The organism is Pseudomonas sp. RL_105y_Pfl2_101 (assembly GCF_963970585.1).
GTDB lineage: Bacteria > Pseudomonadota > Gammaproteobacteria > Pseudomonadales > Pseudomonadaceae > Aquipseudomonas.
Genome location: NZ_CAXAPG010000017.1, coordinates 77,288 through 92,214, shown reverse-complemented (window position 1 = coordinate 92,214; position 14,927 = coordinate 77,288). Strand labels below are relative to the sequence as shown.

Here is a 14,927-nt window from a genome sequence, read left to right as displayed (position 1 = left end):
ACGAGTGCAACGAGGCTGCGATCTTTCCGCTGGCGCTTGAGTCCCAAGCAAAAGTCAAAAGATCGCAGCCTTCGGCAGCTCCTACAGGGCGTCATCGGGCTGCCCGGTACTGTTTTTTTTTCTGTCGCTTTTCATAAGGAACCCCTGCGATGTCCCTGCATCCGGAACTCAATGCCTTCCTCGACCTGGCCGAAGAAAGCCAGGCCGAGGGCCCCGGGCCGTTTCACCTGTCGACACCGGCCCAGGCCCGTGAGGCGTTCGAGCGCACCACGGTGCAATTGCGCTGGAGCGCTCCGGCGGATGTGCAGTGCGCCGCTCACGCATTCACGACCCGTGACGGCGCGACGCTGGCGCTGCGGCTGTACCGTCCCGCCACGGCTTCGACCCAGGCGCTGCCGGTGCTGGTGTACTTTCACGGCGGTGGTTATGTGGTCGGCAGCCTGGACTCCCACGACGGCGTCTGCCGCGAATTCTGCGCCCGGACACCGTGCGCGGTGTTGTCGGTGGGCTATCGCCTGGCCCCGGAACACACCTTCCCGACCCCGCTGAACGACGGCGCCGACGCCCTCGACTGGCTGGCCCGGCAGGCCCGCGCCGAAGGCCTGGACCTCAGCCGCGTGGCGTTCGGCGGCGACAGCGTCGGCGCGACCCTGGCGACGGTGCTGGCGCTGCAAGCGGCCTTGGAACCCGCCTTGCTGGCGGTCAAGCCGTGCTTTCAATTGCTCTGCTACCCGGTGACCGATGCGTCCACCAGCAGCCCGTCCACCGAGCTGTTCGGCGAAGGTTATCTGCTGGAGAGTGAAACCCTCGAGTGGTTCTACCGGCACTACGCCAATGAGCCCACCGATCGCCTGGACTGGCGTTTCTCGCCCCTGCTGGCGCCCGGTTACCCAGGCCTGGCCCCGGCCCTGATCGCCCTGGCCGGCCATGACCCGCTGCTCGACGAAGGCCGCGCCTACGCCCGGCGTTTGCAGGCGCAGGGGGTGAGCGTGGAACTGATCGAATACACCGGCCTGATCCACGACTACCTGCGCTTGCAGAGCGTGGTGACGGAGATTGACGAGGTGTATGGGCAGTTGAGCCAGGCGCTGCGGATTGCACTGACCGCCTGAGGGCCCACCATTCCCTGTGGGGGTGGTCTCAGGATGTGCACACGCCACAGCCCTCCCACAGTTGTGTTTGGGTGGTCTGAGGATTTGCATACGCCACAAATCCCTTGTGGGAGCGAGCCTGCTCGCGAAAGCGGTGGGGCAGCCGGCATCTGAAGTGACTGAAACACCGCATCGCGAGCAGGCTCGCTCCCACAGGGTATTGCCCATGTACCGTATTGGTAGGCACAAAAAAACCGGGTCAGGCCCGGTTTTTTTGTGTGCGGTGTTGCTTAGAAGTCGTAGGTCACCTCCAGCGAGGCCACGCGTTCCTGGCCGTAGTAGCAGCCGAACGAGTAGTTGCAGTTGGACACGTATTCGCGGTCGAAGACGTTCTGCACGTTCAGGCTGGTGGTGACGCCACGCAGGCTCGAGGTGGCCTTGCCCATGTCATAGCTGATGGTGGTGTCGAACACGGTGTAGGCAGGGACGTCGAACGAGTTGGCCGCGTCGCCCGGCTTGCGACCGGTGTGGCGGGCGCCTGCGCCGAAGGTCAAGCCATTGAGGGTGGCCTGGGTGAAGTGGTAGTTGGCCCACAGTGTGGCGGAGAACGGCGCCTGTTGCTCGCTGCGGTTGTCCTCGTTGCCGTAGTTGTCCTTGGTGTAGAACGAGTCGAGGTAAGTGGCGGCGGCCATGACTTCGATGTTGTCGACGGTGGATTTGACTTCCAGCTCGACACCCCGTGAACGTACCTGGCCCGACTGGATCGAATTCTGGGGATCGGCAGGGTCGGCGGTGACCAGGTTCTTCTGTTTGATCTGGAACACCGAGGCGGTAATCATCGTTTTGTCGAACGGCTGGTATTTCACACCCACTTCATATTGTTCACCCTCGGTCGGCTTGAAGGCCGTGCTGCTAGCGTCCGTGCCCGAGGTCGGCAGGAAGGATTCCGAGTAGCTGATGTAGGGTGCCAGGCCGAAATCGGTGACATAGGTCAGGCCGATCCGGCCGGTGAACTTGTTGTCACGCAGTGAGGAAACAGTGCGTGCCAGCAGGTCCTTGTTGTCCACTTCGGCCCAGTCCTGGCGGCCACCCACGGTCAGGATCCACTTGTCCAGCTTGATCTGGTCTTGCAGGTAGACGCCGGTCTGGCGAACGGTGTTGTCCCATTGGGTGTCCAGCGTCGGGGTCACGCTGCTGGTGTCGTAGTTGTTGTTATTGCCGTACAGGTCGATTGGCGCGCCTGTGATGTTGTAGCCCTTGTATTTACGGTTGAAATGGCGATAGTCCACGCCCGTCAGGGTGGTGTGCTCGAGGGCGCCGGTGTTGAACTTGTATTCCAGGTTGTTATCGACGGTGTAGGCGGTGTTGTGCTGCTGCCAGTCGAGTTTGTTGCGAGTGGCCTGGGTCTGGTCATTCCCAACGAAACCACGCAGGTAGAAGCCCCGATACTGGTCACGCACATCGGTGTAACGAGCCGTGGAGCGGAACGTCAGGTCATCGGTGAGGTTGTGGCTGAAGTCGTAGCCGAGAACGAACTGGTCACGCTTGTAGTCGTTCCACCGCGTGTCGCCGGAAAAAAAGTCCCGGTCGATCCGCTGGCCGTTGGGGCCGCGCTTCAGGGAGCCGATCATCGGCAGGGCTTGATAGTCCTCCAGGCCGTCATCGCGCTGGATCTGCGCCAGCACCGTCAACGAAGTGTCTTCGTTGGGTGTCCAGGTCAGGCTTGGCGCCAGCAGCATGCGTTCGCTGTGGGTGTGATCGACTTGTTGGTTGCCTTTTTTCGCCACGCCGATGACGCGGTAGCTGAACTCCTTTTGATCGTCGATTGGGCCGCTGGTGTCGAACGCGCCGTTGACCCGGTTGTAGCTGCCCGCGCCCAGCTTGATCTGGCTGCGCTGTTCAGTGGTCGGTCGCTTGGAGACCATGTTGATCAAGCCGCCGGGCTGGTTCTGTCCGTACAGCACCGATGAGGGGCCTTTGAGCACTTCGATGCGCTCCAGGGTATATGGATCGATTTGCGGCGCGCCGCCCAGGCTGCCGGCATAGGGCAGGTAGGCACCGTCGAGGTACAGCTGTGTCGGTGCGAACCCGCGGCTGGTGACTTCATCGGCGATGGTGTTGCGGTCGGTGAAGCCGCTGGTGTCCAGGCCCGGCGTGTAGCGCAAGGCCTGGGTCAGGTTGCGTGCGCCCTGGATGGCGATCTGGTCGGCGGTGACCACGTTGATGGTCTGCGGGATCTCGAGGATCGGCGTGTCGGTCTTGGTGCCGGTGGCGCTGCGGGTGGCGACGTAGCCGTCCACCGGGCCGTAGGCCGATTCCGCGGATTTACCGGTGATGGTGGTGGCGCTCAGTTCCAGCGAATCGCCCGCCGTCCTGGCGCGCACGCTGGCGGTGTTGCCCTGGATGGTGAACATGACGCCGGTCCCCACCAGCATCTGCGACAACGCTTGCGCCGGCGACAACCGGCCGTTCACCGGCTGGCTGCGCAGGCCCTGGACATCATCGGCGCTGTAGAGCACTTGCATGTTCGATTGATTGCTCAACGCCTGCAGGGCACTCGCCAGCGACTGCGCCGCAATGTTGAGGTCGACTTCCTGTGCCTGGACCTGCGCGCTGAACGGCATGGCCAGTGCCAGGCTGAACGCGGTGGCGCTGAAGCCTGGTTGCAGCAGGCGGCGCATGATCAGTGCCTTGGTAAAACGTGGAATTCCCGGAGTTGCTGGCATGTGTTTCACTCTTGCAGGTTTTAGTTTTAATAGGGTGTAGTTGTGATCAATTCTTAATTAGGACGCACCACCCCAGAAAAACCAGAATGAGAATCGTGATTATTTACGCGGGTTGCAGTTCGGTGATGACACGGCCGGCTTCCATGCGCACCAATTGGTCGGCCACGTCGAAGTAACGGTCGTCGTGGGAAATCACGATGATGGTCTTGCCCAGGCGCTTGAGGTCCGGCAGCAACTCCGTGTAGAAAATTCGCCGGAAGGTCGGGTCCTGGTCGGCGGCCCATTCGTCGAAGACCAGCACCGGACGCTCTTCCAGCCACGCATTGACCAGCGCCAGGCGCTTGCGCTGGCCAGTGGACAGGTCGGTGGTGGTAAAGGCGCCGTCGCGCACGCTGACCTTGTGGGCGATCTCCAGGCGTTGCAGGTATTGGTTGGCGTCGTCCGGGATATGGGTGTCGCCTTGGACGATGTCGTCGAACAGGTAGTAGTCGGCAAAAATCGTCGTGAACAACTGGCGATAGTCATCGCGGGTCACGGCCGTCACGGCGTGGTCGTTGAGACGGATTTCCCCTTGCTGCGGCGCGTAGAGGCCCAACAGCAGCTTGATCAGCGTGGTCTTGCCACAGCCGTTTTCACCGACGATGAACACGATGTCGCCCTGGTCGATCTTCAGGTTCACCGGCCCCAGGCGGAACGGCGTGGCGCCTTCCACCGCCGGAAAGCTGTAGGCCACATTGCTCAGTTCCAGCGTCTGCACCGGCGTTTTCGGCTGGCCCTGGTCGTTGAGTAGCAAGTGCGGTTCCGGGGATGAAAACTGTTCTGACAATTCGGCGATGCGGCGGAAGGCGATCTGCGCACGACTGACGATGGGCAGGGTACCGATCAGGTGTTCCAGCGGGCCTTTCATGTACAGCAACACCAGCACGAAACCGCTCATCACCGCTTTGTCGGCGCTCGGCCACAGCGACTGCAGGGCCAGGGCCAGGCCGATCACCACGAAGAACAGCATCGAGCCGAAGGTCTTGGCGATCACGAAAATGTTCACCGAGCGGATCTGCGTGTCGCAGATCTTGTCGGCGGTGTGCTCGATGCCCGAGACGAACATGCGTTGCCGACGGGGGCGATGGATGCGCAGCTCCTTGGCGCCTTCGGCAATGGCGTTGTAGTGCTTCTGCAATTCGTCCTCGGAATCGCGAGCCTCCATGAAGCCCTTGATCCCACGACCGCGGGCGATGTACTGCACCACGGTGCCGATGATGATTGCCACGACCATCATCAGGAACATCGGCCACGACAGCATCGCCAGGTAACCCATGCAACCGAGGGTGACGGTCAGGGAAATGGCGAGCGGGGCGAAGGCGAAGGCGAAGTCGCTGATGGTGTCGACGTCATGGGTCAGCACCGGGATCAGGCGATGGCTGCGGTAGCGTTCGATCTGCTGGATGGGCGCCGACAGGACTTTTTCCCCCAGCTCCTTGCGCAGCTTGGCGATGATCTTCTGGCCGACGTAGTTGGTGCCGATGTCGGAACAGATGGAACTGACGAGGGCCAGCAGGCACAACCCGGCGAACACCCCCACCACGGTGTGGCTCAGCCCGCTTTCGGCGTGCAGCACCTTGTTGATGGTCGCCAGCAGCACGGTCACGCTGAGACCACCGACCATGCCCAGCAGGATGGCGCCGATGACAATCAGCCGGAAGGGTTTGAGCAAGGTGAACAATTCATTGATCACCCCGCGTTTTGGTTGGCTCATGGAGGTTTCCTGCTAGATGAAAAGGGCGAACGCCATCGCGGGGCATTCACCGCATGGGCTGGAGGACGGCGGCACGCCGGGTTGGAGCGCGCCCACCTGTAGAACGATTGGATGGGAAGAGGATTTAGCGAGGAGCCGCCTGACACACATTATTGTGGCGAGGGAGCTTGCTCCCGCTCGGTTGCGCAGCGACCGCAAAATCTTGGGGCCGCTTCGCCCGAAGCGTCGGACCGGCCCAGCGGGAGCAAGCTCCCTCGCCACCGTTGTGTTCGCAACCCTGGTATTGGCTGTGTTCATGGAATCCAGGATTAAAAAGGCCGGCGCCTAACAGAGCCGGCCTTTTTTTATCTTTTTCGCGAATGATAAGCAAAGTCATTCCGGTTTTGGCAGGCGCTGCGTCTTACTTAGGTATGTGGGCAAATCGGGTCGGCCACGCACTGACACATTGCCCTGAGGCAATCGACCGTTCGGGTTCACAGGTGCTGGCGAGCGGCGGGCCCTTAGGCCCCATGGACTTTTACTTCGACCAATAATAGAGAGCACGATGTCATCCATTCATGAGTTGAAACCTCTCTTCAAGGCACTCGTCATGTCCCGCGGCCTGCGCTCGCGGCGGGTGTTGGCCGGTCTGGGGTTGGTCTGCGTACTACCCCTCAGCGCTCAGGTGATGGCAGAAGACGTCAGCATCAACATTCCTGCGCAACCGCTGCCGCAGGCACTGCAAGCGTTCGGTCAGCAGACCAACCAGCAAGTGATCTACAACGCTGGCGACATGGCCGGGCTGAAAAGCACCCGCGTCAGCGGCACAATGAGCCCGCCGGCGGCCATCGCCGAATTGCTCAAGGGCACAGGCGTGGGCTACAGCCTCGAGGGCAATACCCTGATGCTGATGCGCAGCCCTGCCACGGGAGGCCTTGAGCTGGGTGCGACCACCATCAGTGCACAAGCGTTGGACGCGACAACCGAAGGCAGTCATTCCTACACCAGCAAGGCCGTGACCCTCGGCAAGGGCACCCACACCCTCAAGGAAATTCCCCAGTCGATCACCGTGATGACGCGCAAGCAGATGGATGACCAGAACCTGGTCAGCCTCAAGGACGCCGTCAACCAGACCACCGGCGTCGTCGGCCTGCAGGGCGTCGGCCAAGGCATGATCCTGTCGTCACGCGGTTTCCAGATCGACGATTGGCAATACGATGGTGTGCCGATCCTGCGTAACAATTATTCGCTGGGCAACTGGGCGACCCAGGACCTGATCTTCTTCGACCGCCTGGAAATCATGCGCGGCGCGGCCGGCCTGCTGCAAGGCACTGGCAGCCCCGGTGGCGCCGTCAACCTGGTGCGCAAGCGTGGCCAGCATGCACCGACCGTTACCCTGACCGGCAAGGCCGGCTCCTGGGATCACTACGGTCTGCAATTGGACGCTGGCGGCCCCCTGAACCAGGCCGGCAACATCCGCGGTCGCGTCGTCATCGATGAAGACCAGAGCAACTCGTTTGTCGACTATGCGTGGAGCAAGACCCACTCGCTGTACGGTGCGTTGGACGTCGACCTGAGCGAAGACACCACCCTGGGTTTCGCGGTCAGCCAATCCAATGGCGAATCGCGCGGCAACATCCGTGGCCTGCCACGCTACGCCAACGGTTCGATGCCGGACGTGTCGCGTTCGACCTACACGGGGGCGCGTTGGAACCGTTCTGAAATCGATGTCACCACCTACTACACCGACCTGGAACATCGCTTCAACGAGGACTGGGCGTTCAAGGTGGGGGCCGTGTACATGACCGAAGATAACCAGGCGAAAAACCAGCGAGTCCAAAGGGGGGGTGGTCTCTTGGCTGATGGCAGTGGCGTGCAATATGCCGACTTCGTGACGGATTTCCAGTCCACGAAGTCTGGTCTGGACATGAACCTGACCGGCAAGTTCGAAGCCTTGTCGATGGAGCAGGAAGTCATGCTCGGCGGCAACTTCTCGCAGTTGGAGACGGATGATCGCTACGCCCGTACATTCAATAACACCAGCGACTCCATCTTCGACCTGAACAATGACCGGCCGGACATCAGCTATGAGAGTCTGATCAACAGCCCGGGCGGACGGGGCGTCCTCAGTAAGTACGATATCCGCCAGAAGGGTGTGTATGGCACCTGGCGCGTGAAGCCTATCGATGATCTGACGCTGGTGCTGGGTTCCCGGGTCAGCTGGTATGACTTCAGCTACAAATCGAGAACCGAAGACTCAGCCGGTATTACCCCATACACGGCAAGCACCGGAACTGAAACCGGAGTGGTCACGCCCTACGGCGGTATCATCTATGACCTGAGCCGTGAGTGGGCGGTGTACGCCAGCTACACTGATGTGTTCCAGCCCCAGACCGAGGTCGATACCAGCGGTTCGGTGCTCAAGCCCATCGTTGGGACCAACTACGAAGTCGGCCTCAAGGGTGAGCTGATGGACGGTCGGGTCAATACCTCCCTGTCCATCTTCCGTTACGATCACGAGAACCGTGCTATCGAAGACACCGCCGGAGGGATGGTATGTGAGGGCGGGTATTGCTCGGCTGCCTCGGGGAAAGTGCGCAGCCAGGGTTTCGATGCCGAAATCAGTGGTGAAGTGGTAGACAATCTGCAGTTGTTCGCGGGCTACACCTACAACACCACCAAGTACCTGGAGGAGCCGGGGAAGGAAGGTGTTGTCTTCAGTAGCTGGACGCCGAAACACATGCTGCGGGTGTGGGGTAACTACCAACTGACCGGCGATTGGAGCCGTGTCAGCGCTGGCCTGGGCTTTACCACCCAAAGCCGCACACTGGTTTACCAAGAAAAGACCGACATACCGGGTTATACCGTGTGGAATGCTCGTATTGGTTACCAGCTGACGCCGGAAATCGCTTTGGCGCTCAATGCCAACAACCTGTTCGACAAGACGTACCTAACGTCTGCTTACAATCAGCTTAATGGCAACAACAACTTCGGTGATCCGCGTAACTTGATGTTCTCGGTGAAGTACACCCCGGAGTTCTGATTTTTGCGGGAATGAAATAGACCCGCCTTGTGGGTAGTGTTGGTCACTCAAAAACGGTGCTTCTTCAGAAATGGGAAGCGCCGTTTTTTTTGGGTTTTTTTGGGATGGGGGGGTGTATATCCGTTGCTGCGGTAATGGCGGCTTAGGGTTCCGCCCTGACGGCGGGTCACTTTTGAAAAGCCCGGAAGCCGGCCCAGTCAAAAGTAACCAAAACGCTCCTGCCCCACCACTCGGCACCTCGCCTAGGCTCGGTGTGCCCTCACTCCGGCATTGCTCCGTGGGCCCGCCGCGAAGGGCCATCCATGGCCCAGCGCGGCTATCCCGGCATCCATGCCGGGATGCCCACTGCGCAATGCCTGCGTTCGGCCATCGTGGTTAACGGGGCGCCCGAGATCAACGTCCGAAACGAGGCGACCTGATAGCCGACCTGGTTCTTAGTGGTATCGCGTTTCCCCCTGTGGGAGCGAGCTTGCTCGCGAAGGCGGCGTTACAGTCAATGAAGAGGGTGGATGTGCCTGCCTCTTCGCGAGCAAGCTCCCCCACAGAAGGACTCCGGGTGCACACGGATATTGTGGCTGCTGGAGATCCAATGTGGGAGCGAGCCTGCTCGCGAAGGCGGGGTTACAGTCGATGAAGAGGCTGGATGTGCCGGCCTCTTCGCGAGCAAGCTTTGCTCTCACAGGGGGCGCCTACATATCCCGCGCCACCCGAAAACCGATCCAGTCGCCGCGGTCGCCTGGCACCAGTGCGTTGCGGTTGCCGGAGCGGGAGAACACTGGCGCCTCGCCCCAGTCGTTGCCGCGGATTCGTTTGAATTCGCACTTGCCGGTCAGCCAGGCGCTGCCGTCGCTCGGGGCGCCCACGTAGTTTTCGTTGTAGCAATCGGCGGTCCATTCGTAGATGTTGCCGTGCATGTCATACACGCCGAAGGCGTTGGGTGCGAAGCTGCCGGCCGGGGCGGTGAAGTTGTAGCCGTCGGCCGCGCCGTAGGTGTTGGCGTGCTGGGCGATGCTGTATTCCTTGCCCTCGTCAAAAGGGAAGGGGAACGACCCGGTGCTGCCGCCGCGTGCTGCGTACTCGCGCAGGGATTCGCTGACCAATCGGTATTGCTTGCCGGTCTTTTTCGACAACCACGCCACGTAGGCATTGGCCTCGGCGAAGTCCATGCACACCGCCGGGTGCCGGTCGGTGTACTGCTTGCGCGGGTCGCTGCCCTGGTAGTCCGGGATGCCGGCCTTGCAGGCGCGACCGGGACGCTCGTCGCCGTCGGGCATCGTGTAGCCGGTGTCGCGCAAGTAGGCGAACCATTCACCCTTGAGCACCTGCAAGCGACTGATCGCCAGCGGTTTGGCGAACGTCACTGGGTGCATCGGGCCCTCGTCGGGCTCGCGGCCTACTTCGTCGTCCGGTGTGCCCATCTGGAAGGTGCCGGTGGGCAGCACGACCATTTCCGGGCAGTCCTTGCAGTCACGAAAGACCTGGCCCGCTTGAGACGCCTGGGCGCCGGAGGGCAGCAGGGCGGCGAGGGCCAGTGCCGGGAGTAGCTTCAAGGAAAAACTGTTCATCCATTTCTCTCGTTAAAGTCAGGTTCAGAGTGTCTTGGCCAGCAAGCCCATGAAGCGATCGATCTCGGCTTCGGTGTTGAGCAGCCCCGGCGCGGTGCGGACCACCGGCCCCGCATCGCGATGCACGGCGTCGGCGATCACGCGGCTTTTCATCAGGTAGGCGGCGACCTCGTCGCTGTCGCGGCCCTTGACCCGGAAGAAGGTGAAACCGGCGGACAGGTCTGGGCTCAGCGGGGTGACCAGTTCGATCTGCGGCTGTGCCAGCAGCTGTTTTTTCAAATAGCTATTGAGGGCATGGATGCGCGCCTGCACCTCGGCCTTGCCCAATTGCAGGTGCAACTTGAACGCTTCGTCCGCCGCCCAGCGATGCTCGAAAGCGTGATAACCGCCTGGGGTCATGGTGGTGGAAAACGCCGTGGCTTCGGAGAAGGTCGGGATGATCGGCGTGACGTACTTGAGTTCTTCGCTGCGGCTGCACACCAGGCCCGTGCCGCGTGGGCCGAACATCCACTTGTGGGTGCCGGCGATGAAAAAGTCGCAATTCATGGCGGGGAAGCTGAGGTCCTCGACGCCGAAACCGTGCACGCCGTCCACCACATAAATGATCCGCTGCTCATCGCTGCGGCCCTGGTTGTGCTTGTCCACCAGAGCGCCGATCTTGTCGATCGGCAGTTTCACACCGCTGCCCGAGTGCACCCAGGTCATGCCCAGCACCCGGGTTTTGGGGCGGATGTTGCGGTCGATGGCTGTGAGGATTTGTTCATGACTGGCGTCGTGGGCGTTGTCAAACAGCTTGATCTTGCGCACCCGTGTTCCCGTCCGTTGGGTGCGCAGGTCGAGAATGGTGTGAGTGGCGTAGTGTTCGTGGGTGGTGGTGAGTATTTCCTGGTCGGCCGCCACATGGACGCCGCCGTAGATCATCGACAGGCCTTCGGTGGTGCTGCCGGTGAGGGCGATCTGCTTCGGGTTCGCTTGCAGGTAGCGGCCGGCCCAGGTGCGGACGTTTTCCTCGCGTTCTTCGGTGACGCCCAGGTCCCAGTCCATCAACAGCCCCGGGTTTTTATCCAGGGCGGCGCGGTGCTTTTCGATGGCCTCGCGCACCGGGCGCGGGTGAGTGGTGACCAGGAAGTTGGAGAAGTGCAGGTAGTCCGGGTCCTGATCGAACAGCGAGCGCAGTTGCGCCCATTTATTTTTCGGCAGCGGCGGCAGAGGATCGGCGCTGGCCGTGGCGGGCAGGCTGGCGGCGAGGGGCAGGCCGGCGACGAGGATCCCGGCCTGCTTCAGGAAGGTGCGACGTTCATTCATGGCTGGACAGTCTTTTGGGTCGAGGCGAGGACGGGGCGGGCGGCTTTCTGGACCTGATCCCAGACCCGCAGGAAATTGCCGCCCCACAGTTTGGCGATGTCGGCTTCGGAGTAGCCGCGGGTCAGCAGTTCGGCGGTGACGTTGCGGATGTCGCCGACGTTCTCCCAGCCTTTCACTCCGCCGCCTTCGTTGAAGTCCGAGCTGATGCCGACGTGATCGATGCCGATCTTGCGCACGGTGTAGTCGATGGCCTCCCCCAGGTCCTTGAGGCTGGCCTTGGGTTCCTCTTCGAGAATGCCGTACAGCTGGCCGGCGTATTCGCCGAATTTCTGTTCCGGCCAGGCGGCGATGATCGGGTCGCCGGGCATCAGCGCCATCGCCAGGTTGGGCAGTGGCGGCAGGTCGAAGCGTTCGCGCAGGGCGTTGAGTTTGTCCTGGGTCTTTTGCGTCAGCGGCCGCAGGTATTGGGAGAAACCGACGATCTGCACCACGCCGCCGCTGGCCTTGATCAGTTGCATTTCCTTGTCGCTGAGGTTGCGCGCAATGTCGACCATCGCCCGTGGTGCCGAATGGGACGCCACCAGCGGCGTGCGGCTCAGTTGCGCGACTTGCTCCAGGGCTTGGGTCGACATCTGCGACACGTCAATGATCACGCCCAGGTCGTTCAGGCGCGTCACCGCTTGCTTGCCGATGTCCGACAGGCCGCCGAGGGCGTCGGGCGAATCGTTGAAGAACGGCAGCGGTCGCGAGGAGTCGGCCCAGTCGTTGTTGCCGATGTAGCTGAAGCCGAACATGCGCATGCCCCGCGCCGTCCACAGGTCCAGCAGGCTCAGGTCGTGGCCGAGGGGATAGGCGTTGAGCATGCTGATGAAGATCGCGAACTTGCCTTCGCCGTGCAGGCGACGGAAATCATCCGGGGTGTAGGCGATGGCGACCTGGTTGGGGAAGTCCCGGACCATGCCGGTGATGATCTTGTAGCGCACCTCCTGCTGGTTGCGCGCTTCCTCAACGAAGCCGGCGGTGGGCTTGTGCGGCGCGTTGGGGCCGTTCCACAACTCCGGCCAGCCAAACACCGTCAGGGCCGCACCGGACAACTGCCCGCGGTTGGCTTTCACCAGGTCGAACTGGCCGCTGCCGTCCTTGTCGGCTTCATTGCCGGCGGTGCCGAAATCCAGCGGTACGGTGATGTGGCTGTCGAAGGACAGCAGGCGTTCGTGCAGCTCCCTGGCTTCGTTCATGACTTTGACCGGGTAGCCGGGGTTATCCCGCCACCAGTGGTCCCAAGCCGCGACGCCAGCACCGACGGCCAACGCCAGGGCCAGGGGCAGGCCGATGAAAAGAGCCTTTTTCGAACGAGGTGTTGTCATTGCCGATCTCAGTCAGGTTCGCCTTGGAAGGACAGGCGCGGGGCCTTTGCTATCTGGGGAGAACGAGTGATCGGCGGGGAAATTTAGGTGTTCTCGGGGCCGCCATCGCGAGCAAGCTCGCTCCCACAGGGGACCGCATCCAATTCCACTGTGGGAGCAAAGCTTGCTCGCGAGGCGGCCTTGCAGTTGACCTGTTTCTGCTGAATGTACCCAGATCCCCTGTGGGAGCGAGCTTGCTCGCGATAGCGGCCTTGAAACCCACCCATCTCTTGCGAATGTACTCAGATCCATTGTGGGAGCGAGCCTGCTCGCGATGAGGCCCTCACAGCTGCCTATAAATTTGTCAGCCCACCCCTCGTTCTAGCTTGGATAAAGCCCGCTCCAGGGCTGGACACAGGTAAGGCAATGACGATTTCTCGACGATGGTTCATGGCAGGCCTGGCGCTGACCGGTGCCGCCGTGCCTGCGGTGTATTACGGGCATCGCGAACTGACCCGGCCGGACCCGACCATTACCCCCGGCGAGGCCTCGTTCGACGTGGCTGACGTAGAGGGCCAGCGCCGGGCCGATGCGTTGCGGGGCATCTGGACGATCCGTTTCACCGGCCGTGACGCCGGTCTCGAAGGTTTGCCGCAGGACGATTTGCAGCTATTGCTCGACATCGGCCAAAGGGGCCGTGGCCTGGTGGGCTACCTCGACACTGCCGAACGCTTGCGCGACACCGATGAGCCGCGTTATCGGGTGCTGGGCGACCTGGCCGGCACCGACCCGAAGCAACTGAGCTGGCGGCTGATGAGTGCCCGACAGGACGCGCCGGACTATGAATGCATCATGACCCTGGACGAAGTCTGGGCCGGCTTCGGCAATGCCGGCAGCGCCACCCTCAGCGGTCGTGTGTTGCGCCTGGACCGCCCCATGGCACTGCCTGAACAGGACAATCATTTCATCGCCCTCAAGCAGCGCTTCCCCGAGGCCCGGGAGCGCACGCCGCTGAGCCCGCCGTTGCTGGCCTGGCTGGTGTCGCCCCAGCATCGGCTGTTCCACCAGCTCTGGCACGCCACGCGGGACAAATGGCACACCCTGGACGAAGACAAGCGCAATGCCTTGCGCGGCATCGGCTGGCAGCCCGGCCCACGGGACCAGGAGCGTGATGCCCGCGGCCCGCGCAAGGATCGCAACGGCTCGGGCGTGGACTTCTTTTTCATGCACCGACACATGCTCGGCACGGCCCGTTCGTTCCAGCCGCTGCCGTCGTGGCCGCGCTTTCCCTTGCCGCAACCGGAGCTGGAACGCGATCGCCTTGGGTTTGCCCGCTACCTCGATAACCACGATGGCACGGCCTTGCCGCCCACCTGGCTGGCCGATGGCGACGCGCAGTACGCCCAGTGGGTCAGCGACATCAAGACCGCCGAGACCTACCACAGCAATTTCCAGGTCTGGGAATCGCGCTACCGCGACCCGCGCTACCTGTCGAAACTGACCCTGGGCCAGTTTGGTTCGGAAGTGGAATTGGGCCTGCACGACTGGCTGCACATGCGCTGGGCCTCGGTGCCGCGTGACCCTTCCAACGGTCACCCGGTGCCGTTCGCTCGCGACCCGGACGACTTCGCCGCGCGCTGGTACGCGCCGGAAAACGACTTCCTCGGTGATCCGTTTTCCTCCCACGTGAGCCCGGTGTTCTGGGCCTTCCACGGCTGGATCGACGACCGCCTCGAAGACTGGTTCCGCGCCCACGAACGTTTCCACCCGGGCGAAGTGAGCCGGCTCGACGTCAACGGCGTGCCCTGGTACGCCCCGGGCCGCTGGGTCGAAATCGGCGACCCCTGGCTGGGCCCGGACACCCACGGTTGCAGCACCACGCCGGGGCTGCAGGTTGGGCGCTCGGTGGAAATGGACCCGGAAACCATGAAACTGGCCCTGCGCATCACCTTCGGCAGCGATGACAAAAAGCTCTCCGAACTGTTCCGCCGCGTGCCACAACGGCCATGGTATGCGCGCAATCTCAAGTCCAAGCCGGTGTAACCCCAGCCAGGTTTTTCGGATCGACCTGTTAGTTCTTACAGCAGACGCGGTCTGTTGTAGAGAGTACGTTGCTCCG

At 62.1% G+C, this 14,927-nt stretch carries 8 protein-coding genes; 3 read left to right on the top strand and 5 right to left on the bottom strand.

The window, feature by feature from the left end:
• Positions 1-149: 149 nt before the first annotated feature.
• Positions 150-1,112, top strand: coding sequence for an alpha/beta hydrolase (locus AACY31_RS18440; RefSeq protein ID WP_339504940.1), 963 nt, complete (start codon positions 150-152; stop codon positions 1,110-1,112).
• A gap of 269 nt (positions 1,113-1,381) precedes the next feature.
• Here the strand turns inward: AACY31_RS18440 and AACY31_RS18435 are convergent, their stop codons facing one another.
• On the bottom strand, positions 1,382-3,817 hold the full coding sequence (locus AACY31_RS18435) for a TonB-dependent siderophore receptor (protein ID WP_339482563.1): 2,436 nt from the start codon (positions 3,815-3,817) through the stop codon (positions 1,382-1,384).
• A gap of 103 nt (positions 3,818-3,920) precedes the next feature.
• Complete coding sequence (locus AACY31_RS18430) at positions 3,921-5,570, bottom strand: cyclic peptide export ABC transporter (RefSeq protein ID WP_339482561.1); 1,650 nt, start codon at positions 5,568-5,570, stop codon at positions 3,921-3,923.
• A 544-nt stretch (positions 5,571-6,114) separates the two neighbouring features.
• On the opposite strand from AACY31_RS18430, the gene AACY31_RS18425 reads away from it, so the two are divergent.
• Positions 6,115-8,592: a TonB-dependent siderophore receptor gene (locus AACY31_RS18425; RefSeq protein ID WP_339504938.1), complete on the top strand. Its 2,478-nt coding sequence runs from the start codon at positions 6,115-6,117 to the stop codon at positions 8,590-8,592.
• 689 nt (positions 8,593-9,281) lie between these two features.
• Here the strand turns inward: AACY31_RS18425 and pvdO are convergent.
• The 3 genes from pvdO to pvdM are packed head-to-tail and all read right to left on the bottom strand — an operon-like array spanning position 9,282 to position 12,829.
• Positions 9,282-10,157, bottom strand: coding sequence for a dihydropyoverdine dehydrogenase (pvdO, locus tag AACY31_RS18420; RefSeq protein WP_339482559.1), 876 nt, complete (start codon positions 10,155-10,157; stop codon positions 9,282-9,284).
• Positions 10,158-10,181: 24 nt separating this feature from the next.
• Positions 10,182-11,462 (bottom strand): pyoverdine-tailoring periplasmic protein PvdN, encoded by a 1,281-nt coding sequence (pvdN, locus tag AACY31_RS18415; protein ID WP_339504936.1) that lies wholly within the window; start codon positions 11,460-11,462, stop codon positions 10,182-10,184.
• Positions 11,459-12,829, bottom strand: a complete 1,371-nt coding sequence (gene pvdM, locus AACY31_RS18410) for a pyoverdine-tailoring dipeptidase-like protein PvdM (protein WP_339482555.1) — start codon at positions 12,827-12,829, stop codon at positions 11,459-11,461. Before pvdM ends, pvdN begins: the two co-directional genes overlap by 4 nt.
• 405 nt (positions 12,830-13,234) lie before the next feature.
• On the opposite strand from pvdM, the gene pvdP reads away from it, so the two are divergent.
• Positions 13,235-14,851, top strand: a complete 1,617-nt coding sequence (pvdP, locus tag AACY31_RS18405; RefSeq protein WP_339504934.1) for a pyoverdine maturation tyrosinase PvdP — start codon at positions 13,235-13,237, stop codon at positions 14,849-14,851.
• The last annotated feature ends 76 nt before the right edge of the window (positions 14,852-14,927 follow it).